The sequence below is a fragment of the Rhodococcus sp. A14 genome, assembly GCF_011603105.1.
Taxonomy (GTDB): domain Bacteria; phylum Actinomycetota; class Actinomycetes; order Mycobacteriales; family Mycobacteriaceae; genus Rhodococcus_F; species Rhodococcus_F opacus.
In genome coordinates this window covers 19,054-40,531 of the sequence record NZ_JAAOQS010000086.1, presented here as the reverse complement: position 1 = coordinate 40,531, position 21,478 = coordinate 19,054, and the positions used below count along the sequence as shown (strand labels likewise).

General features: G+C 67.2%; 19 protein-coding genes and 1 pseudogene. 8 read left to right on the top strand and 12 right to left on the bottom strand.

Going from position 1 to position 21,478, the window contains the following annotated elements; translation table 11 throughout:
• Positions 1-423 (bottom strand): annotated as a pseudogene (locus tag G9373_RS32995) (hypothetical protein); the annotation flags it as partial.
• A gap of 362 nt (positions 424-785) precedes the next feature.
• Here G9373_RS32995 and G9373_RS48340 point away from each other — a divergent pair.
• Positions 786-923 carry a hypothetical protein gene (locus tag G9373_RS48340; protein ID WP_005561925.1) on the top strand — a complete coding sequence of 46 codons (138 nt, stop codon included), beginning with the start codon at positions 786-788 and terminating at the stop codon, positions 921-923.
• A gap of 232 nt (positions 924-1,155) precedes the next feature.
• On the top strand, positions 1,156-1,560 hold the full coding sequence (locus G9373_RS32985) for a hypothetical protein (protein WP_005561924.1): 405 nt from the start codon (positions 1,156-1,158) through the stop codon (positions 1,558-1,560).
• On the opposite strand, the gene G9373_RS32980 is transcribed toward G9373_RS32985, so the two are convergent.
• Complete coding sequence (locus G9373_RS32980) at positions 1,547-2,356, bottom strand: DUF2470 domain-containing protein (protein WP_064079918.1); 810 nt, start codon at positions 2,354-2,356, stop codon at positions 1,547-1,549. The genes G9373_RS32985 and G9373_RS32980 overlap by 14 nt on opposite strands.
• 139 nt (positions 2,357-2,495) lie before the next feature.
• On the opposite strand from G9373_RS32980, the gene G9373_RS32975 reads away from it, so the two are divergent.
• The 3 genes from G9373_RS32975 to G9373_RS32965 all read left to right on the top strand — a co-directional run bounded on the left by G9373_RS32975 (position 2,496) and on the right by G9373_RS32965 (position 4,899).
• Complete coding sequence (locus G9373_RS32975) at positions 2,496-2,963, top strand: NfeD family protein (protein ID WP_005570922.1); 468 nt, start codon at positions 2,496-2,498, stop codon at positions 2,961-2,963.
• The gene (locus tag G9373_RS32970) at positions 2,960-3,832 is read left to right on the top strand and encodes a slipin family protein (RefSeq protein WP_005570923.1); all 873 of its coding nucleotides are present in this window, start codon (positions 2,960-2,962) and stop codon (positions 3,830-3,832) included. The genes G9373_RS32975 and G9373_RS32970 overlap by 4 nt, the downstream gene beginning before the upstream one ends.
• Positions 3,833-3,969: 137 nt before the next feature.
• Positions 3,970-4,899, top strand: coding sequence for a phosphodiesterase (locus G9373_RS32965; RefSeq protein WP_005570924.1), 930 nt, complete (start codon positions 3,970-3,972; stop codon positions 4,897-4,899).
• On the opposite strand, the gene G9373_RS32960 is transcribed toward G9373_RS32965, so the two are convergent.
• The gene (locus G9373_RS32960) at positions 4,900-5,253 is read right to left on the bottom strand and encodes a helix-turn-helix domain-containing protein (RefSeq protein ID WP_005570925.1); all 354 of its coding nucleotides are present in this window, start codon (positions 5,251-5,253) and stop codon (positions 4,900-4,902) included.
• Positions 5,254-5,309: 56 nt separating this feature from the next.
• Here G9373_RS32960 and ppk2 point away from each other — a divergent pair, with 56 nt between their 5' ends.
• Positions 5,310-6,254 carry a polyphosphate kinase 2 gene (ppk2, locus tag G9373_RS32955; RefSeq protein ID WP_005570926.1) on the top strand — a complete coding sequence of 315 codons (945 nt, stop codon included), beginning with the start codon at positions 5,310-5,312 and terminating at the stop codon, positions 6,252-6,254.
• Here ppk2 and G9373_RS32950 read toward each other — a convergent pair whose 3' ends face one another.
• Positions 6,255-7,949, bottom strand: a complete 1,695-nt coding sequence (locus tag G9373_RS32950) for a stealth family protein (RefSeq protein WP_248949628.1) — start codon at positions 7,947-7,949, stop codon at positions 6,255-6,257.
• Positions 7,950-7,988: 39 nt separating this feature from the next.
• On the opposite strand from G9373_RS32950, the gene G9373_RS32945 reads away from it, so the two are divergent.
• Together G9373_RS32945 and G9373_RS32940 are read left to right on the top strand one after the other, a co-directional pair.
• Positions 7,989-8,516 carry a flavin reductase family protein gene (locus G9373_RS32945; RefSeq protein ID WP_005570929.1) on the top strand — a complete coding sequence of 176 codons (528 nt, stop codon included), beginning with the start codon at positions 7,989-7,991 and terminating at the stop codon, positions 8,514-8,516.
• Positions 8,516-9,253, top strand: a complete 738-nt coding sequence (locus G9373_RS32940; RefSeq protein WP_005570932.1) for a pyrimidine reductase family protein — start codon at positions 8,516-8,518, stop codon at positions 9,251-9,253. Before G9373_RS32945 ends, G9373_RS32940 begins: the two co-directional genes overlap by 1 nt.
• An 8-nt stretch (positions 9,254-9,261) precedes the next feature.
• Here the strand turns inward: G9373_RS32940 and G9373_RS32935 are convergent, their stop codons facing one another.
• The 8 genes from G9373_RS32935 to G9373_RS32900 form a co-directional block, all read right to left on the bottom strand.
• Positions 9,262-9,693 (bottom strand): hypothetical protein, encoded by a 432-nt coding sequence (locus tag G9373_RS32935; RefSeq protein WP_005570933.1) that lies wholly within the window; start codon positions 9,691-9,693, stop codon positions 9,262-9,264.
• 44 nt (positions 9,694-9,737) lie between these two features.
• The gene (locus G9373_RS32930; protein ID WP_167118949.1) at positions 9,738-10,154 is read right to left on the bottom strand and encodes a hypothetical protein; all 417 of its coding nucleotides are present in this window, start codon (positions 10,152-10,154) and stop codon (positions 9,738-9,740) included.
• A gap of 45 nt (positions 10,155-10,199) precedes the next feature.
• The gene (locus G9373_RS32925; protein WP_167118946.1) at positions 10,200-11,351 is read right to left on the bottom strand and encodes a DUF3322 domain-containing protein; all 1,152 of its coding nucleotides are present in this window, start codon (positions 11,349-11,351) and stop codon (positions 10,200-10,202) included.
• Positions 11,348-14,635 (bottom strand): ATP-binding protein, encoded by a 3,288-nt coding sequence (locus tag G9373_RS32920; protein WP_167118944.1) that lies wholly within the window; start codon positions 14,633-14,635, stop codon positions 11,348-11,350. Before G9373_RS32920 ends, G9373_RS32925 begins: the two co-directional genes overlap by 4 nt.
• Positions 14,632-15,237, bottom strand: a complete 606-nt coding sequence (locus tag G9373_RS32915; RefSeq protein WP_133984754.1) for a DUF4194 domain-containing protein — start codon at positions 15,235-15,237, stop codon at positions 14,632-14,634. Before G9373_RS32915 ends, G9373_RS32920 begins: the two co-directional genes overlap by 4 nt.
• The gene (locus G9373_RS32910) at positions 15,234-16,730 is read right to left on the bottom strand and encodes a DUF3375 domain-containing protein (protein ID WP_133984752.1); all 1,497 of its coding nucleotides are present in this window, start codon (positions 16,728-16,730) and stop codon (positions 15,234-15,236) included. Before G9373_RS32910 ends, G9373_RS32915 begins: the two co-directional genes overlap by 4 nt.
• 39 nt (positions 16,731-16,769) lie before the next feature.
• Positions 16,770-18,116 (bottom strand): DUF2786 domain-containing protein, encoded by a 1,347-nt coding sequence (locus tag G9373_RS32905; protein WP_133984750.1) that lies wholly within the window; start codon positions 18,114-18,116, stop codon positions 16,770-16,772.
• A gap of 62 nt (positions 18,117-18,178) precedes the next feature.
• Positions 18,179-21,391, bottom strand: a complete 3,213-nt coding sequence (locus G9373_RS32900) for a DEAD/DEAH box helicase (RefSeq protein ID WP_167118941.1) — start codon at positions 21,389-21,391, stop codon at positions 18,179-18,181.
• Between the last annotated feature and the right edge of the window lie 87 nt (positions 21,392-21,478).

Genomic DNA, 21,478 nt, shown 5'->3' with positions numbered 1-21,478 from the left:
GGGGGCGGGTGCTGGGGCTGGTCCCGGACCGGGGCCGGTGGGTGCGACCGTGACCCATTGGCCGTAGCCCCCGCTGCTGTCGCACGCCAGAGTCACCTGGTGGTCGCCGGGCTCAGCTGGAATAAAGATAGCCAGAAACCCCGCATCATCCACCACGTCACCAAAGGTGTAGCCGTTGTCGGTGACCAGGCAGTTCTCCCCGGGCGTACCGTCGGTTACATACACTTCGACCTCGTCGGCGCCCCCATAGACCTCAATAGTTGCGGCCGAGGCTATCCCGTGACCGAGCAGTACCAGGGGAACCGTAGCGCCGACACACATCGCGGCGCGAAGGCCGGTGTGTTTCATGATCGAACCGGTGATTCGGGGCGCCGGTGTGGCGGTGGCGACGCGAGCGGCGGACTTGACGGTCTTGGGGAACATGGCGGGTCCTTTTCTGTGAGAGCTTTTGCGGGTACGAAAAGGATCTGGGATGTCGCTTGTCGGATTCTGAATGAAATCTTGCGATGGTCTCCGCGAGCTCGACGCGGGCCCGGTGCCCGGCCCAAGCGGTGGCGACGGGCTTGGGGGTCGATGCCGCCTCGCATCGGCGCCGTGGGCTGGAAGGTCTCGGCGAAGATCCTTGACGTCAAGGATCTTCTCTGTCCGGACCACGTATGAGACGTCAATGCCACCAATGCGACTTCGCCGGCTGCACAAACCCGCGCACATGCGGTTGGGGACCAACGCCGTCAACCGCACCGAATACCACCTGCGCCGCCGCAACCTCGCCTGTATCCTCGCCGATGTCCGCGGCCTGCCGGCCGACCCGCGCCATCGCCGCCGCGATCCGCACCGGCCTCGCCCGTGGCGAAGCCATCGAGGAGATCGAGGAACGGATCCGCTGCGCGGAAGCGGCCGGGTTACCCCTCACCCTCTGGTGACTGGTCGCCGAATCGAGTACCCGCGTGAATCCACACCTCAGAGCGGAAGCTGACCACCGCGGCGTAGCGTGCGAAAGGTGTCGCGCACGGGGGCTTCTCCGCGTGCATGCGTTCATCGACGAATCGAAGCGGGGCGAGTACGCCCTGTGTGCGGTGATGGTCGCGTCCGGCGACCTCGCGGCTCTGCGGAAGCAGATGAAGGTGCTCCGCCCGCCGGGCACTCCTGCATTCAATGACCGGCGTCGGGAAGAAGCTGGCACCGAAGATAGTCGCCGAGGTCGCGCGATTGGAGGCGACCAGCCGGATCTATGTGATGAGCTCGCGGAAGGTCAACGAACGCCAGGCCCGCGACGTCACCCTGGCAGCCGCGCTGCGCGACTTGGCGCAGATGCCGGTGACGAAACTTGCACTGGTCACCGGGCTCGGCGCCGTCGGAACCGACACCTATCGGCTGCTGCAGTCGGCCGTCACCGGTCACCTGGATTTCGCCGGACGCCCGCTCGGTGCCCGACTCGCACCCGAGGTGTTGCGCGCAGGCTGGTCCCGAGAGCGGCGAGCACGAAGCTCGCCGCTCTCATCCGGGCTGGTCGGTCGGGGAGGTCGTCGCCCCAGCTGTTACGTGCTCACCGACCGGTGAGTGCCCGGGCCTGATCTGTCAAAGCGACTGTCGCCGCGCGCAACTGGTCGGCGGAGTCGAGTGGCTCTGCGTATCCGACGCGGGTCACGGCCACGCCGCGGGGGGTGATGACCCGCAGGTCCAGTCCGTAGCGATCGGCGCCCTCACAGGTGACCGTCTTCGCATCGGGGAATCCACCGAGCGCCTGGGCCATGGCGCGCAGGGCGTCCGCGTGGTCGGCGTTGAGGTGCTCGATCGCCGGGCCGGCATGCGGGGTTACGGGGTCTGCTGTCGCGGCGGCGTAGGACTCTTCGCTCGCCGAGTCCATTCGCCCGTAACCGCCGACCCATCGCACACGCTGCACCCGCAGCACCCAGAGCGAGAAGTCGCTGAAGTCGATGTAGACGTGCGCCGCCGGGACGGCCGCCAGGTGCGCCTCCCGCGCGGCGGCGAGCTCGTCGCCTTCCGGGCGATAGACGTACCCGGCGAGGGTGATGCGGGTGCTGGCCAGTGGATCGGCGGGCGGGTTCGGCGCGACGATCGCGATGCTGGCGCGAGGATCGTGCGCGAGGTTGCGGCCGTGCTCGGCCATCTGCGACACACACAGCACTGGCGAGCCGTCGAGCAGACCGTAGGTGACGAACGACGCCCACGGGTCGCCGTCCCTGGTCAGGCTCGCGAGGGTGCCTACGTTCGTCGTGGCCGCGACCGTCCGGGCCTCCTCGGCAGCGGACGGGCGGGCCGGATTGACGACCTCCTCCAGCGGCGGCGGCACGGTCGGGGCGTCACCGGGATCTCCGTGATCAAGGTTGGTCATTCGTTGAACGGTACCCCGCCGGAAATTGCGGGTGGCATTGCCGTCGACCTGCGCTTACCGTTGAACTGAGGGCTCGATCGCGAAGAGGCTATGCGAGTGCGACCGGGTCCTCGCAAAGCGTGATCGTGGGTGATGCGAGATGACCGCGTTGGGCGTGCTGGCGCTGGTGCTGGGTGTGCTGTTGATCGTCGTCGAGGCACACGCACCCACCGCGGGTGTGCTCGGCGGGCTCGGGGCACTGTTCGTCGGGGCCGGCGTGTGGCTGCTGTTCACGTCCAGCGACACCGCACAGATGATCGCCATCCCGGCGGCCGCCGGAGTCGCGGTGGTCGGAGTGGGTCTCGCGGTGGTGGGCGGCCGGAAGGCGCTCGCCGCCGGGCACGCGCCCGTGCGCACCGGGATGCAATCCCTCGTCGGATCCGACGCCACCGTCCGCAACTGGAAAGGACGGCAAGGTCAGGTCGAGGCCGCCGGAAGCCTCTGGAAGGCGCAAACACTGTTCGGGGACGACGAGACACCGACCGCCGGCGACTCCGTCATCGTCGAGCAGATCCGCGGACTCACCCTCACCGTGCGCCGCCGCGAACCATGGGAGCTGGAGATATGACCACAATCATCGTCATCCTGTGCGTCGTCATCACCCTCCTCGCCGTCCTCGCGAGCAGCTCGATCCGGGTGCTGCGCGAGTACGAGCGGGCCGTCGTGTTCCGGCTGGGCCGGTTGGTCGACCTGAAGGGTCCGGGACTTGTGCTGCTGATCCCGGCGATCGACCGGATGGAACGGGTCAGCCTGCGGACCGTGACCCTGAAGATCCCCGTTCAGGAAGTGATCACCCACGACAACGTGCCTGCCAAGGTCACCGCCGTCGCCTACTTCCGGGTGGTCGACGCCGACCGGGCGATCGTCGAGGTCGAGGACTTCCTGGCCGCCACCCTGCAGATCGCCCAGACCACCCTGCGCTCGATCCTCGGCAAGGCCGACCTCGACGCCCTGCTGGGCGAGCGGGAACGCCTCAACGAAGACCTGCAGAAGGTCATCGACCAGCAGACCGAACCGTGGGGTGTGAAGGTCACCACCGTCGAGATCAAGGACGTCGAGATCCCCGCCAACATGCAACGGGCCATCGCCCGGCAGGCCGAGGCGGAGCGTGAGCGCCGCGCCAAGATCATCAACGCCGAAGCCGAGTTCCAGGCCTCCGCGAAACTCGTCGAGGCCGCCGACGTCATCAGCCGCAACCCGACGACGCTGCAGCTGCGTTACCTGCAGACCCTCAGCGCCATGGGCGGCGAGAACAACTCGACCGTCGTCTTCCCGATGCCCCTCGACCTGGTCCGACCGTTCCTCACCGCGGCCAAGGACGCGGCAGCGGCGGACGACGGCGACGAGCGGGTCCGGTTCGAGGCGCAGGCCAACCTCGCCGCGATGATCCCGCCCGCCGGCCCGGAGGCGCGCGCACCGCACCACGCACGAAACTGACGTCGTGCCCCACCGTTCACCGTCCGGCCACCGCGCGTGCCCCGGGAGGTGACCGGAGTGCGCTTGGCTAGGGTGGACAAATAGTGGCGTCCACCCGGGCACCTGCCCCCGTCGGGGCGAGCGGAAGCGAGAGACCGATGAGCGGCACCGAGGCAGCCGACATACGGACGGCCGAGTATCCGCGACCGTCACATTTCGTGCTGCACCTCAGCGACACCCATCTCGTCGACGACGACCTGCTGTACGGGGCCGTCGACAGCGAGGCAACCCTGCGGCAGATCTTCACCGAGATCGAGTCGTCGCACGCCCGCCCGGACGCCCTGGTGTTCACCGGCGACCTCACCGACCGGGGCCAGCCGGGCGCCTACGAGAAGCTGAGGGCGATCGTCGAACCGGTCGCCGCGTCGCTTGGTGCGCAGGTAATCTGGGCGATGGGCAACCACGACGACCGCGGCCACTTCCGGACGGAACTGCTCGGGCAGGAACCGTCGTACGAGCCGATCGATCACGTCTACGACGTCGACGGACTGCGCATCGTCACCCTCGACACGACGGTGCCGGGACATCACCACGGGGAGATCTCCGAGAGCCAATTGATCTGGCTGGCACAGCAGCTCGCGGTTCCGGCACCGCACGGAACCATCCTGGCGCTGCATCACCCGCCGGTGCCATGCGTCCTCGACCTGGCGGTGCTGGTGGAGTTGCGTGACCAGCCGCGCCTCGCCGACGTGCTCAACGGCAGCGACGTCCGGTCGATCCTCGCGGGACATCTGCACTACTCGACGACGGCGACGTTTGCGGGCATCCCCGTCTCCGTCGCGTCGGCCACCTGCTACACCCAGGACCTCAACGTCCCTGCCGGGGCGTTGCGCGGGCGCGACGGCGCCCAGGGCTATAACCTCGTGCACGTGTACCCGGAGACGATCGTGCATTCGGTGGTCCCGATGGGCAGCTACGACACCGTCGGCGAATACGTCACCGCCGAGGAAACCGAGCAGCGGCTCGCAGCCGAGGGCGTGCGGATCCCGGACGCCGGTGAACAGGCCGTCATGCGGGTGCGGGTGTAGTCAGCCCCTGCGCGGGAACTTCTCCCGGTACGCCATGACGTCGGAGAGCCGGAACCGGCGGTGGGTGCCGCGCATCTCGATGGGCAGGGCGCCGGAGTCGGCAAGCCGGCGCACGTAGGTGTCGGAGACGCCGAGGATCTCCGCGGCCTGCGACGTGGTGAGCAGGTCCGCGACCGCACCGAGCGCCACACTCTGCCCGTCGGCGAGCAGGGTGAGCAGTTCCAGCACCGCGTCGCGCGCGGGGTCGGGCAGCACCGTTCCGTCGAGGGTGACGATCGGCGACCCGTCGAGGGCGGTCCCAAGCTCGGCCGCGACCGTCGGGTCGAGCGCGGAAACGATGTGGTCGATGCTCATGGATCCACGATCTCATGAGCCCGGACGGCGACGCCTCGCGGCGGTAGTCTTGCTGTGTGGACGAATTGCACGATCCCGACGCCTTCGAACTCGCGCGTGCCGGTCAGATCGACGTGACACCGGAGATAGACGAGATCGGGGAGCTGCTGCGCAAGTCCGGCCGCAAACACGCCATCGACGACATCGACGAACCGTGGCGGCACGGGTACCCGTACGACGAGAAGATGACGCGGCGGCAGTACGAGAACCGCAAGCGCAAACTGCAGATCGAGCTGCTCAAATTCCAGGCGTGGGTGAAGGAGAACGGCGAGAAAGTCGTCGTCATCTTCGAGGGCCGGGACGCGGCCGGCAAGGGTGGCGCGATCAAGCGGTTCACCGAACACCTCAACCCTCGTGGCGCGCGGGTGGTGGCGCTGGAGAAGCCCACCGAACGCGAACGCACCCAGTGGTACTTCCAGCGGTACGTCCAGCACCTGCCCGCCGGCGGGGAGATCGTGATGATGGACCGCTCCTGGTACAACCGCGCCGGCGTCGAACGCGTCATGGGCTACTGCACCCCCAACGAGTACCTGGAGTTCACCCGGTCTGCGCCGGAGTTCGAGCGGATGCTCGTGCAGTCGGGCATCCACATCGTGAAGTTCTGGTTCTCGGTGGGCCGGGAGGAGCAGCACGCCCGGTTCGTCTCCCGCAGCACCGATCCCGTCAAGCAGTGGAAGCTGTCACCCACCGACCTCGCGAGCCTCGACAAGTGGGACGCCTACACCGAGGCCAAAGATGCGATGCTCTTCTACACCGACACGCCGCAGGCGCCGTGGACGGTCGTGAAATCGAACGACAAGAAGCGGGCCCGGATCGAGGCGATCCGCTGGGTGCTCCACAAATTCGATTACAGCGGCAAGGACCTGCGGGTGGTCGGCACCCCCGACCCGCTCCTCATCGGCTCTCCCGCAACGGTCTACGACGAGGGCGAGCGTCCGAACGACGCGTTTCCCGCCGTCTGATCAGACGCCGGTCTCCCACGGCGCCGGGATGGGGAAGTAGTTCTCCAGGAACTGCGTCACCTTCCTGGTCCGCAATTCCAGGTCGATCTCGGGTGCGCTGCCGTCGTTGAGGCAGAAGAAGTCCATCGACCGCTTCGCGAGCAACGAGTCCATGTCGCGGAGCCCCGACTTCATCGTCGTGTCGACGTACTTCACCCGCGCCGCCGTCTGCACCACCGCGCGGCCACTCATCAACGCGTAGTAGTGATACAGCGAATTCGTCACCGAAATGTTGGTGCTGGCGCGGAAAGTGCTTGCGGCCGTAGCGGCGAACTCGTCGGGGAACTCCTTCTCCATCTCCTCCATCACACTCTTGCGGAGCGGGGTGGCGGCGTGTTCGAGGTGCCGGGTGGTCATCAGACCGAAGCGGTCCTGCAGCAGCCGGCGGTTTACGCGGGCCGCGTTCTCGAATCCGCTGCGCTCGTCGTCGTTGTGGCCCAAACCGATTCGGGTGGTCGCCTCGATGAACATCGTGATGCCGCCGGGGGAGAAGAACATCTGCGGACCCACCGAGCGGCCGAAGAACATGTCGTCGTTGGAATACAGGAAATGCTCGGCGAGACCGGGGATGTGGTGCAGCTGGCTCTCGACGGCCTGCGAATTGTGGGTGGGCAGCACCGACGGGTCGGCGAAGAACTCCTCGCTCGGCATGAACGTGACCCGCGGGTCGTCGGCGAGCCACGCGGGACGGTCGGAGTCGGTGGCGACGAAGATGCGGCGGATCCACGGCGCGTACATGTGCACCGAGCGCAGCGCGTACTTCAGCTCGTCGATCTGCCGGAACCGGGCGGCGGAATCGTCGCCCTCGCCGACCACGTAGCTCTGCATCCGCTTGGCGCGCTGCGCCTGGAACTCCGCGGACGACCCGTCCACCCAGGAGAACACCAGGTCGACGTCGAAATTGATGTCCGACGCATGGTCGGCGAACATGTTCTCGATGGTGGGCCACACCCGTCCGAACCGCTCGACGGTGCCGCGGACCGCCTCCTCCGAGCGCACCACACGCCGGGTCAGGGAGTTCTCCATCGGCAGCACGATCTCGTCGTCGCTGATCGACCACAGCTCGATCTGCACCCCCGTCGACGCCCCGTAACTCAGGCCGCTCGCCAGGTGCACGCGCGGACGGAACAGCCGGAAGATGCGGGCCTTCGACGTCGCGGACAGGCTGCCGTCGGAGACCAGGACCGCGGGACCCTTGGCGTCGACGGTCTTGGAGTAGAACGGACGGTCCTCACACGCGGCGACCAGGGCCGCCCGCAACGCCTTCCGCTGCGCCCAGTTGACCGCGATGACCGGGCGTTCGTCGTTGCCCCGCACCAGCAGATACTCGATTCCGGCGCCATCGAGGACGTCGCGGACGAACAGCAGGTCCTCGACCATCGCTTCGTGCGGCGTGGTGTGCGTGATCGGCAGCGCGAAGCGGCCCTTGAACCGGACCACGTCGGCGCGGTCGCGCAATCTCGACGCCGCGGCGGCGGAGGCATGGGCGACGGCGTCCGCGGTCTCCTGCTCCGGGGGTACGAAGTAGACGTCATGCGGAGCGGAGGATTGCGTAATGTCGGGCCTTTCGGTGGCTGTCGCGAGTGCGATCCTGCCCAGTCTAGGCGCTGCGGTGCGGCTACCGCCTTCGAGTAAGCGTCGGACGCGAAGTACCACGTCGGACGCTTCCCGGCCGGAATCTGTTAGGAAGGACCCATGGCCGATCGCACCGGGGACATCGACGCAACTGATCGGGATGCCTGTCAGGCTTTCGAGGACGTCGTCGCGCTCCTGAACTATCCGATGTTCGTGGTGACCACACGGTCGGAAGACGAGATGTCGGGGTGCCTCGTCGGGTTCGCGTCGCAGGTCAGCATCAACCCGCCGCGCTTCCTGGTCGGACTGTCCAACAAGAATCACACCTTTTCGGTGGCGTCGCACGCGGAGCGTCTGGCGGTGCATCTCCTGACCCGTGACCACGTCGCGCTCGCGACGCTCTTCGGCGCGCAAACCGGGGACGAGATCGACAAGTTCGCCCGATGCGACTGGCATCCCGGCCCGCACGGGCTGCCGATCCTGGAGGACTCACCCGCATGGTTCAGCGGCCGAATCCTCGAACGACTCGAACTCGGTGACCACGTCGCGTTCCTCCTCGCCCCGGAGACCGGATCCGCCCCGGACGACCTCGGGCAGCTGGTCACCTTCTCCGACGTGCGCGACCTCGAACCCGGGCACGAGGCGTGATGCCGCAGATGCGCAAGCTGAGCAGCGGTGCCGACGAGGTGTCGGCGGAAGAGTTCTACCGCGACCCGCCGGACGGGGTACGGGTGAACATGGTTGCCAGCCTGGACGGTGCGGCGGCGTTCGGCGGACGCGTCCGGCCCCTGTCCGACCCGGTGGATCACCAACTCCTGCGTGCGATGCGTGCGTATGCCGACGTGGTTCTGGTCGGGGCCGGCACCGTCCGCGCCGAAACGTACGGACCGGTGCAGCTGACGGAGGAACAGGCTCGCTATCGACTCGAACGGTGGGGACACGACACACCACCGCCGATCGCCGTCGTCACACGAACGGGGAATCTTCCCCCCGGTTCACCACTGTTCGCGGGTGGTGTCAGGCCGATCGTCGTCACCACCCGACGGGTGGCAGAAACGCGCGGGGCAGCACTCGGGGAGTCGGCGGACATCGTCGTGGCGGGTGACGACAGCGTCGAGATGCCTGCCCTCATGGCCGCTCTGCGGGACCGCGGGTTCGGCCGAATCCTGTGCGAGGGCGGCCCCACCCTCCTCCACGATCTCGTCACACACGATCTGGTGGACGAGATGTGCTTGACCCTCGCCCCGCGATTGGCCGGTCCGCAAACACTGCCCGCATCGTCTGGCCCGACAGTGCAAGCGCCGCGCACACTTTCACTCGAGCATGCTCTGATCAACGACGACTTTCTCTACCTGCGCTACGGCCGGGGAAGGCAGCGCGGCTGACACTGCCGTCAGTCCAGGACGGTGAAGAACGAGTCGCCGTCCTCCGCGGACCCGTCGATCTGCCCCCGGTCGGTGCGCGAGTCCTGCACGATGACGCCTTCGACCACGTCGGCGTGCTTGTTTCCGAACACCGGAATGTCGATGTCCTCCTCGTCGATGACACGGTCGACGTCCTCGGTCAGCTGGTCGTCGGGGAGATCCGCCAACGACACCTCGCTCTGCTCCTCGAGCATCACGTCGGGCTCTTCCTCGGACAACTTCTCGTCGAGGGACTCACCCTCCCGCTCCTCGCGCGCCGTGGTGCCGAACTTGTCGGCCTCACTCCACCCGTCGGGCGGATCGACGACGTCGTCGCCGTCGTTGTTGCGCACGTCGTCGGAGTCCAGGCTCTCGCTGGGGCTCAGCGTGTCACCGGGCCCGTCTTCGATACTCATACGCATCAAATGCCCAGATCAGGCTTCGTTGAAACTTCGATCGATCGAGGTCAGGCGACGACCGGAGCGCTCCGCAACGCCTCGAGCGCCGCGATCTGCGCCGGCGACCACGGCGCCGAGTTCACCCGGCTCGAATCGAGGTGCACGAGTACGACGGTCAGCTCCGCGGCCGGCACGCAGTCCTGGTGGAGGGTGATCAGGAAGGTCAGCGAGGTGGTGCCGATCCGGTCCAGGGCGACGACGACGTCCGCGTCACCGGTGAACAGTTCGCGTCCGAAGTTGCTGACGACGTTCACCACGGCGGTCTGCGTGACCGGGTCGAGCAGGTCGCCGCACGCCTCGTCGAGCGCCCGATTCCACGCCGCCCCCGCTGCCTCGTGCGCGCAGTAGAACGGCACATGGCGGCTCACGGACGCCGGCGCGTCCGGCCCCGAGTTGTTCCGCAGCGCAATCGTGTAACGAGGCATGGATCGGACATTACCCAGGGGCAACGGTCACCACGCGCCCGGGGACTACTGACCCGGACCGACTGCAGCGAGGAGTCTCTCCAGGGCGTACGGCCAGGGTATGCGTTCCTGCTCCAGGCGGAGATCGTCCTCGCGCAGGGACTGCAGGGCGGCGGCTTCGGATTCGGTGAGATGGGATACCTCGTTGAAGGTGGGCTTGTGCTCGCGGACCGCGAGGGTCCGCCACCGATCCAGGGTGTCCGTGTCCATCAACAGACTCCGCACGTGCGGAAGATGTCGGCGCAGACGGTCGAGGATGGCGAAACCGTGACTGTCGAGGTCGCCCCAATACCAGACCTCCGAGTTGACGACCCACGGAATTCCGGCCAACTCGTGAACCGTGTAGCCGCCACCGTGCAGTGCCACCGTCTCCGCCAGCCGAGGTAGCGCATACAGGCCCTCTTTGTTCTCGAGAATCACGGTGCGCGCCGGGGCCAGCGGCAATGCGGTGAGTTCCTCCACAGAGGTCGCGAAGCGCCTCGGAGTTCCGATCAGGAGATCGGGATCGCACAGAGCGACGTCTCGCATGCCGGGCAGGCTCCGGATACCGAGTTCCCGGTGTCCGCGAACGCCCTCGAGCAGAGTCTCCACCATTCCGCGATGACGCGAGAGCCATTTCGTGTCGACGCCCGGAACGGGAAGTTGACGAATGAAGTACCCGGAGTTCGGATGGTCGCTCAACCACCGCGCGATGGTTGTCAGCCTGACGAAGTCGTCGTCGTCCAGGTCGAGCCAGTTCGCCGCGGTCGCGGCGACCGCTGCCGACAACGTCTCGGTGCCGGGACCAAGGCGGTCGACAAGTACGTCACGACGAATCATCAGGGCGCGCCATTCGGTTTCGCGGCCACCCGCGGACGCAATCTGGCCGGCCCCGGAAAGTGTCAGCCGCACCGGCACCTCCTGTGTGCCGAAGCTCGGCCATCGGCGCATCGCCCACTCCACGTGGCCGGCGCCGGTGTAGGCGCGCCAGGAGCGGACCCACGCGACGACCGCGTCGGGATCCTCGGCAATCTGGTGCTCGGACGGCGGATGCAGGGCAACCGTCAGTGAATCCTGTTCGGCAAGTGAGGGGTCGGCCAGCCAGCGACGTCGGCGACTGCTGTAGGTGGTCAGCGCCTTCGCCGCGGCAGCGGGCGGCAGAACACACCGCACACTCATGTGGTGCCCACGTCGTCGAATTCGATGAGGCTGAGTTCGGTGTGCATCCGGTCGCGGATGCTCACGGTCACAGCGCCGCCGATGTACTCCTCGAGGGTGCCGAGTAACTTGAGTGGGGTCGCGAGCACCATGTGAAAACCGAACTGCGCGAATACATCCAGTGCTCGGCGTGTGTACGCGGAGTCGGCCCGGTCGAACGCCTCATCCAGGATGACGGTGCCGTACCGGGGAAGGTCTGCGCCGTCGGGGGCGAGCTGATACCGCAACGCCGCTGCCAGGCAGAAGAACACGAGTTTCTGTGCCTGACCGCCAGACAATCCCGAGCTCGAATCGTGGTAGTTGCGAGCCTCTCCGGCACCGTCGACCTCCACGCCGATGAACCCGACGTGCAGGCGAGTGTCCAGAACCTGGCGCTGCCACCGCTGATCCGCGGGTTCCTTCGACGCCAGGCGCTCCAGCACAGCCGCCATCCGCTCGAATCGTTCCTCGGCTGCGGGACGCTGTTCGATGTCCCATCCACCACTCGTGATCCGGGTCAGGTCGTCGAGGAAATCGGCCGCCGCCGGCGACCGTCGCTCGCGGACGTCGATGCGCAACCATCGGTCGGTGTCGAACGCGGAACGGTGCAGTGAGTCGTTCACCGGATCGATGCGGGAACGGATCTCGGCGGGCGCCTTGCGGATCGTGCGAGCGAGTTCGCCGATATTGCGGTGAGACTGGTCGTGCAGCAACTGGAAGAACCGATCTTCGTACCGGGGAAGGCCGTCGGAGCGCAGGCGCTGGAGGATCGTCAGTGCGTCGTCGACGTATTCGGCGTCGATCCGCAGCTCACCGCCGCGAGACTCCCATCGCGCCAGATACTGGGAGAGGATCCTGACGATCGACGCGTCGGCGGCGGACACCGCGCTCTGTGCGTCAGCCCTGTCCTTGCCGATACCCTGGCCGACCTCGAACAGCGCCTTGTCGATGTTGTCCGACGTCACTCGGCGCGCGAACTTCTGGAATCGCGCCCTGATCCGCGCGGCGACAGCATCGGGAGCCGCATCATCCGCGTCGAGCTCGGCCCGCGCGATCCGCGTCTCGAGTTCCGTCACCGCAGTTCGATGCACCGTCAACGCAGTATCCGCCTGCCGCCGGGCTGCGTCGGCCTCGTTCTCTGCCTTCTTGGCGAGCTCGAGGGCAACCGACACCGCAGAATGCTCCGGGTTGTCCTGCTGCCATGATTCGAGACGGTTGTCCACGGCGTCGACGGCAGCCTGCGCACCGCTCACGTCGACGTCCACCCACTGAGCATCGAGGACTGTCTGTGCTGCGCGGTTCTGGACGGCGATCTGCTGGTCCTCACGGTCCAGCGCGTCGAGTCGGCTCGTCGCACCTGCGATCGTGACATCGAGATCTGCGATTCGCCGGCGAATGTCCTCGAGTTTGGCTTCGTTGTCGAATCCGAGAACCCACCGCCGGCGATCGTCGATGCGGCTGCGGTCATCCTTCTCGTGCCGCTCCGCGGAGTGCTTGACCTGCCCGGCGCGTGTCACGGCGCGCGCGTGATCCGTGAATTCGGCAGCGGTGTCGACGCATGCATAGTCGTAGCGGTCTGCGAGATGGTGGTGGATCCACGCGGCGAGCGGACCGTCGGCGACCTCCACGCGACGCACCAGGGACAACGCCCCGGTCTTCGGCACCGCCGACGGTGTGACGCCCACCCGCACTCGGCGATACACCAGGCGCGCGCCGAGGTGGGTGGCATCGACGGCCGCGGCAACCGCCGGATACACGTCGTCCGGGACGAGCAGGGTTCGGCCGAGGCCGCCGAGGACTCGCTCGATGGGTCCGGTCCACTCGGAGTATTCGTCCCGCACCGCAATCAACTCGCCGGCGAAGGGCACCGCGTCGTCCGGAACACCTGCGGCGGAACAGATCGACTCGCGCGCGCGGAGCAGAGTCGGATCGATGTTGGAACGTCTGCGGGCGACGATCTCGCGATCGGTGATCAGCGCCGCGCGCTCCTTCTGCGCGGTGCCGCGCTGTTCGGCGAGCGCGTAGCGGGCGCCGTGCCGTGCCTCGTGGGCGGTGGTGGCCTGACGCGCCTGATCCTCGAGTTGTCCCCGCAGTCGCGCGAACTCCTCGGAGGTCTCCGGAACGGTTCCTTCCCAGGCCGACACCGCCTCGGCGATCTGCTGGCGCCTGATTCGGACGCGCGCAAGCGTCTTCAGTTCCGCGTCTCGCTGCGCGTGGAGGGTGGCCAGTCTGCCGCCCCCGATGCCCTCGAGTTTCATGGTCAGATCGAGGGTCTCCTGCCGTGCACGCTCGGCAGCGGCGGTGGCTTCGCTCGCACCCGCCTCCAGCAGAGGCGTCAGGGCATGGCGTTCAGTGCATTCACCGCGCAGGAGGAACAAGGTCATCTCCGCGTGAACCGCTCCGAGATGCGCGTTCTCCTCGTCCGTGTCGCGCAGGGACTGAAGCCCGCGTTGCCGGGTGTCGGCAAGATCGACGAGCGGTGCGAGCATCTCCACCTGACGCCGCGCGTCGACGACGACGCGGTGCGCCTCCTGCAGGTCGTGGAACTGGTTGACCGCACGTTCGGCCATCGTGAAGGTGTTCGGAGTGTCGAGCATGTAGTCGCGGAACAACTGGTCGAGGCTGCCGAGGCTCTTCGCGGACAAGGTGCGGTGCAGCAGGCGCTGAGCGCCCTCCGACGAGATGCCGAGGCGGGAGCGGAAACTACGGGCGAACGGCCCGTAGGCCGGGCTGACCGTCGACTCCGGCCACCGCTTCCTGATCGCCCTCGTGTCGATGCCGCGCGTCGTGAACGACGTGAAGTCGGTCAGGTCGAGTTCGTGTTCGAGAATCAGATGGAGGTGGGTGACATCCGCTGCGGCGTTCTGGCCGCGACCCAGATGCATGAGTTTGACGAGGGTGATCGGCGGATCGTCGGTGCCGGCGCGGTAGGTGAGGGCGATCCCGCTCCACGTCGCGCCGGTGCGCAGGTACGAGGCGACCAGACCATCGGTGTCGGCGCCCGCCTCCCGCCGCCACGCGCCACGGATGTACGTGACGAAGTTGCGTCCCGAGTTCGTGGCCTCCTGCGCGGCCGCGTTGAACCGCAGTTGATTGCCCGGGACGAGCACAGCCGAGATGGCATCGATGAGCGTGGACTTGCCGGAGCCGGAATTGCCGGTGATCAGGAAGCCCTTACGGGCCACGGAAAGATCGTGGTGACCGTGCAACGTCCCCCAGTTGACGACCTGAACGCGCGCCAGACGGCGCTGACCGGGAGGGATCACGGTGTGTCCTCCTCCAGAATGCGCCGAAACTCCACTTCGACCAGAGCGACCTGTTCGGCATCGAACAGCTGCCGCAACACCGGGGAGATTTCCATTCGGTCGTCGGTCGACGTCTTCGTGAGCAGCGAATACTTGTCGAGCTTCTTCCACGACGCGTTGATGCGCTTCGCGTAACCGGCCGGGTCGGTGTCGCCGGCCGTGCGATACAGCTCGAGCTGTTCGCGCAGTTCGTCGAGGTCGACCATCACCCGTTCGCCGGGTTGCGCGCGCAGCAGTCGTTGGCGCAATGCGAGCAGCATGACGGTGTCCATGAAGGTCAGACGCTCGGTGCGCAGCACCGTGGGGGTATTGGCATTGCCGGTCTCGGCGGGGCGGGTGAACGCCAGCTCGTTCTCGTCGTCGATGACGAGATCGAGGAAGACGTCGGCGAGTCGGGACCGGAGGAGGCGCTCGTCCCGGATCACCGCACGCCACACCTCGGGATGTTTGGCCGCGGTGACGAGAGGGCCCTTGAGTAGCTGCACGAACGCGCGCCGCGTCTCGAGGTCCAGTTCGCCGGTGTCGCCGGGGTAATGGCCGCCGGCCATCGGCTCGTGGGTCATGTCGAGCTCCCCGTGGGTGCGAACGCCGGACGAGCGGTGAACTCGTCGGCGGCAGGATCGAACAGGTGACGACGAATTGTCGCCCGACGCGATACTCCGGCTCCCGAGATCCAGTGGATGTCTTCGGTGCCGTCGATCGCGTGCCCGTGGTGGGTGGCAAGGACCATCAATCCGACTGCGCTCGCGAGTCCTTGGGTGGCAGGGTACTCGCGCAGGACGTCACCGATCGTGGCGCGACCGTGCGCGCGCAGCGTCGCCGCGACGTTGTCGGACAGTTCGTCCATATCGATCTCGGATTCTCGGACGAGCTTTCGAAGTTCATCGAGATCGACGGTCCCGGGGTCGTGGGTACGCACCGGCTCGGTGACGAGGTTGTCGGCAGGGTTGTGCAGGCGCAGAGCTGCGACCGATTCGATGCTCATACCGACGCGCACCAGGTCGAGGTCGAGCAGGTCGAAGGGTCGACGACGTGTGGCCACGGCGACAGCACTCTGCTGCGCGCTGCGCAGCAACCGCTGCAGCCGGCGGTGTTCCTCGTAGTGACGCGACTGGACGAAATGACGCAACGACCGGGACAGGGATGTCATCGTCGAATGCACTTCGGAGCCAGCCGTTTCCATCTCGGTCAGTAATGCGCGGAACCGTCGTTTCTGATCGTTGGTCAATTGGGAGGCGAACGGCCGCCGCAGCACTGCATCGATCCACTCGTCGATCTGAGACGACCGGGCCGGATCGAGAATCATGTCGTAGAAGGCAGAGAAGCTGCGGCCGGCATCGGAATCTCCGATCAGGTCGACCCCGCGGAACACATCTCCCAGAGTGTCGCCGCGATCACCGTCGTCATCGAGGATGCGGGCTCGCAGATCACGGTTGAGTTCCTCGAGTTCGGCGCGGACGCGGGCGAAATCGGCGGGGACCTCCGAGGCCAGCGCGAGAATCTCGGCAGAACGCTCGACAGCGCGTTCGCCGTCGAGGACTGGGAAGACTCCCGACTCCACCGCTGCGATCTGCTGATCGATCGACGACCGTTCGGCCAGCAGCGCGGCGAGACGGGTTTCCGCGCGGGGATCGGAATCCCGCGCGAGGGCCTGCAACTGGGTGGAGAGCGTGGTCAGGCGGGATTCGGTTGCCGAACTCGCCTGGCTGGTGAAGCCCGCGACGAAGGCCATCGCGGCGAACGCGCCCTCCGTCGGTTCCAGGGTCTCCTCACGGGTACCGGCCGCTGCTCGTCGGAGCAGGTATCCGGACCGCACCCACTCGGTGCAATAGGCCTGACCGGTTCGCGGGAAGTCGAGGCCCTCGTCGCGCATGGTCTGCAGATCGGAGTCCAAGCGGGCGAAGAGTTCCGGAGCAGGGAGGCGGCGGGTCCCATGGTCGAAGTGCCGGCCCAACAGCGCCAGAATTGCCGGCGCGGTATCGGCCCGCAGCAACGTCCACGCGGCGTGGTCCTGCCGCAGGCGAAGAAGCCGATGCACGTCGGCGGTGATGGACATCGAACTCCTCTCGTAGTGGCGATCAGATGGTGCCCCGACTCATTCGGCGATTCGTTCCCGCCCACCGGTCAGATCTGCCAACTCAGCGGCCACGCGACCCGCCTGCCAACCGTGTGCGTTAGTCACCGAATGCGACGTCGTGACGATGGACGGGAACTGTTTCTCGAACACCGAACCCACCGCCTCGGTGCGTTCGGTCATGATCGGCACCAACTCCTTGCCGTACTGACTGGATGCGTCGCGACCGGCTCGTTCCCGGGCGATCGCCAGCCGTTCTCCGATACGGGTCGCGAACGCGAGCAGAAATGAGCGACGGAAGCTGGGTGAGCGTTTCACCCGGTCGCCGCCTGCCTCACTCAATGCGTGAGAAGCCTGAACGAGCAGCGAAGTGAAAAGCATTTCGCACAGGTCCAGGTCGATCGGCATCCCGACCACGCTGACGAGGCCGAATCGTTGGTGCCAGATCACGCGCACATTGTTGGTCTCCGCCACACAGTGCAGCAACTGCACCTTCGCTTCGGGGTACGGATTGTCGACGAGCAACCGACGAGTGACCACCTGATCGCTCAGTGAGGTATGCGCCTCGGCGTCGACCACGGCACTGTCGATGGCGTAGCGGGTCATGAGATCCTGCGCCTTCGCCGAGAGGGTTTCTGCTTCCTCCGCGAACGTGGTCGCTTCTGCCTTGGCCAGCAGGCCGCGGATGCGGGACAGCACCTTGGGTTCGGGCCCAGGCTTGGCGGGCCGTGACGCCGCCGCACCGGTGACCCAGTTCGGTGGGGTGGCCATCAGTGGCGTCATGGGGATCAGATAGCTGCAGAAGCCGAGGAGCGACAGGATCGCCGCCCAGGTGTCCGTCGGCTCGGCGTTCTCCGCCGCACGCCAGGCGGACAGCCGGCCACGGGCGGGTGCGTCGTCGGCGCCGATGTTCAGCTCGTCGAGTTGCTCGCGCCACGGCTCCGGGGCGCTCTTGTGCGCCGAGGTGCGGCTCGCGTGGGAGCCGATCGCGGCAACCGTCAGCCGGGCGGTGCGCGCACCGAATTCCCGGCGCGCCGCGTGCACGAGCTCCGCCGGCTGCCACCCCGAGGAGAACGCGTGGTCCATCGACGCGTCAAGCATCTGTGCGGCTCGATCCAGAAGTTCGGCCGCACATCGGGAGTTGTCGAGTTCTGCCAACTGGTCGAGTGTCCGGCGCAGCGATTCCGCATTCGCCGACGGCCCGAAAGCGAACTCGATCCCTGCGAACACCAACGATTCGGCGTCGAAATCGGGACGGAACTCGCGATGTTGACGGGTGCCGCTACGCTGCTGCTTCTTGCGTTTGCGTGCGGCACGGTTCTGCTGGCTGTTGCGGCTCACGGCGCCCTCCTCGCTCAGTGTGAACATTCACGTTCCTACCAGGGCTCTCCGACATCGACGGAGCCCCGGAACCCGCGTCGACCGCGAGGTCACTCGAACAACCCGCGGAGGTCGTCGGCGTCCAGACTGGAGCTGAGCAGGGAGTCGGCGTCCATCACGCTCGCGAACAGCGCCGACTTCTTCGCCTTCAGCGCCATCACCTTGTCTTCGATCGTGTCCTTCGCGATCAGCCGGTACACCATCACGTTCCGCGTCTGCCCGATGCGATGCGCCCGGTCCACGGCCTGGGCCTCCGTTGCCGGGTTCCACCACGGGTCGAGGATGAAGCAGTAATCGGCCTCCGTGAGGTTCAACCCGAAACCGCCGGCCTTGAGGCTGATCAGGAACACCGGGGCGGCGCCCTCCTTGAACTCGCGGAGCACGTCGCCGCGACGCCGGGTGCTGCCGTCGAGGTAGCTGTGCTCGATCCCGGCGTCCGCGAGCCGGTCGCGGATCTTGCCGAGGAACCCGGTGAACTGGCTGAACACCAGCGCCCGGTGACCACCCGCGACGACGTCGGCGAGCTGCTCGAGCAGGGCATCCACCTTCGTGGACGGGACGTCGTGGTACTCGGCGTCCACCAGACCGGCGTCGAGGCTCAGCTGCCGCAGCAGGGTGAGCGACTGCAGGATCGTGAAGCGGTTCTTGTCGACGTCGGCGAGCAGGCCGAGGATCTTCTGCCTCTCACGCTGCAGGTGAGTGTCGTAGACTTTGCGGTGCCGCGGGTGCAGTTCGACGTCGAGCACCTGCTCTTGCTTCGCCGGAAGGTCCTTCACCACTTGCTCTTTGGTGCGGCGCAGCATCAGCGGCTTCACGCGGCGGCGCAGCTGCGCCAGAAGTTCGGTGTCGCCCTGCTTCTCGATCGGCTTGCGGTAGTAGTCGGTGAACCGGGCCGGATTCGGGAACAGTCCCGGGGCGGTGATCGACAGCAGCGACCACAGCTCCATCAGGTTGTTCTCCATCGGCGTGCCGGTGATCGCCAGCTTGAACGGAGTCTCGAGCCGGCGGACGCACTGGTAGATCTTGGACTGATGGTTCTTGGTGAACTGCGCCTCGTCGAGGATCAACCCCGACCACGCGGACTCCGCATAGGCGTCGAACTCCAAACGGAACAGGGTGTACGACGTGACGACGATGTCGGCGCCCTCGACCAGTTCATCGAAGGGAACGCGCCGCCGGGATCGGGTGTCGGAGATCGCGACGACACTCGCGTCCGGGGCGAAGCGGGCCGATTCGGACTCCCAGTTCGACACGACGCTGGTCGGGGCGATGATGAGGAACGGCGGCGCGGCCGGATTCGACTGCCGCGCATGGCAGATCAGCGCCAGCGCCTGCAGCGTCTTGCCGAGCCCCATGTCGTCGGCGAGGATGCCGCCGAGCCCGTGCTCCCACAGGAAGGCCAGCCAGCGGAACCCCTCCAGCTGATACGGGCGCAGCTGGGCGTCGAGCGTGCTCGGGGCTTCCGCGGGACCGATGGTGGTCGGCGACATCAGGCCGTCCACCTGCTGCCGCCACTGCGTCGCCTGACGTTCGACGGTGCCGAGCGCGGCGAACTCGTCCCACAGGCTCGCCTGGAAACGGCTCAGCCGCAACGTCCCGTCCGCGCGGTCGCGGAGGGCGCGCGCCTCGTCGATCAGCTTCCGCAGCGTGTGGAGTTCGGGCTTGTCGAGGGAGAAGTAGGCGCCGTCGGGCAGCAGCAACTCGGTCCTCCCCGCGGCCAGCGCCGAGAAGACCTGGTCGAACGGTACGTCCCGGCCCTCCACCGTGAGGGTGACGCCGAGGTCGAACCAGTCGGTGCCGCCCTCGGATGCGGTGACCGACACCCCGATGGCCAGGGAGTCGCCGGCCTCCCGGTAGTCGGCGGGTTCGCCCGAAACGTCGATCGCCACGTCGGACTTGCCGTGGAGCAGGGGCAGGACCTCGGTGGTGAACCGCATCGTGTCGAGTCCGCGCAACGCGGTCGCTTCCGGACCGCCCGACCCCAACCCGTATCTGTCCCAGGCGATGTCGAGTTCGTCGAGCAGTGCGCGTTCGCGGACGTCGTCCCGGTACTCGTCGCCGGGGGTCCGGGCCGCCAGCGGCGCACGGTGCTCGTCGTCCCCGACGGTGTACAGCCATTCCCAGTCGACGGCGACCTCGTGGTCGGGGTGATACGACGCCCGCATCACCAGAGTGGGCTCGGAGATCGCGGGTGGGACGAACGAGCCGTCCGAGGAGATCACGGTGGCCAGGTTGCGCAGCTTCGGCAGGAAGTCCGCCAGGAAACGGGGCTCTTCGGCGGCGGGCACCTCGATGGGCGTGCGGCGGCGCACCAGATCCTGCAAGGGGCCGGGTACGACGGAGTCGAGGCGCGCGAGGTGTATGCGGTCGTCCGCGTCGACGTAGAACAGGCCGTGGGCCCGGACTCCGATGAAGCCGACGGTCACTGCGTCGACGGGTTCGCCGTCGACGCGGACCACCGGCCGTACGACGAGAGCGCCGGTGGCGTCGTCGCGGGTGGCGTCGAGGCAGACCTCGGCCGAGCGGTAGGGGGCGAGTGCGCCCAAACGCTTGGAGGAGTGGATGAGCTCCACGCCGACCCGGGTCGCCTCGTCGAGCAGCGACCACAGCTGGCGGCTGGGGAAGACGCCGAGGTCGAGATCGGTGTGATTCTGGCGGCGGTAGGTCAGACCCCCGACAGACAGCAGATGGATCTCGTGCAGCATCCGGATCTGCTCGGCCGGATGCTGGAACTGGCTGCCCAGCTTGTTCCACGCCAACCCGCCGACGATCCAGCCCTTGCTGCCCGGTTGGACGGGCCGCACCAGCAACTGGGGTGCCGCGTCGGCGGCCGACGCCTGGACCCGGAACTGGATGGCGAGCGGCGAACGCCCGCCGGAGTCGCCGAAGGGATCGGCGGTGAGCAGGGAACCGAGCGAGCGTTCCCAGGTGGGCGCGACCGCCGCCTGCGCCTGGGACCTCGCCTGTTTCATCGCGGTGATCAGCAGGGCGGCGACGTGCTTGCAGTTCATGCCGACCGGACACGTGCAGATCCCGTACCGGTACACGGTGCGGGATCTGCTGGAGACGATGAACGCCGACGTGGAGTACGGCTCCCTCGCCGTGCCCGCGACCTCGCCCCACAGCTCCTTGGCTGCCGGATCCCACGACATCTGGATTACCGCGTGGTCGCGGGCGTACTGCTCGCCGCGGGTGTAGGTGGTGGTGCCGAGGACCGCCTTGATCGACGCCGCGTCGATGTCGCGCAAGTCCCCGGGAAGCATGGCCACAGAGTAGTCAACCGATCCGACACGGTCGCCGGGGTGCGGTGACTCCCACCCCAGGGTTCCTTGTTCCGCACCTCGCCCGAT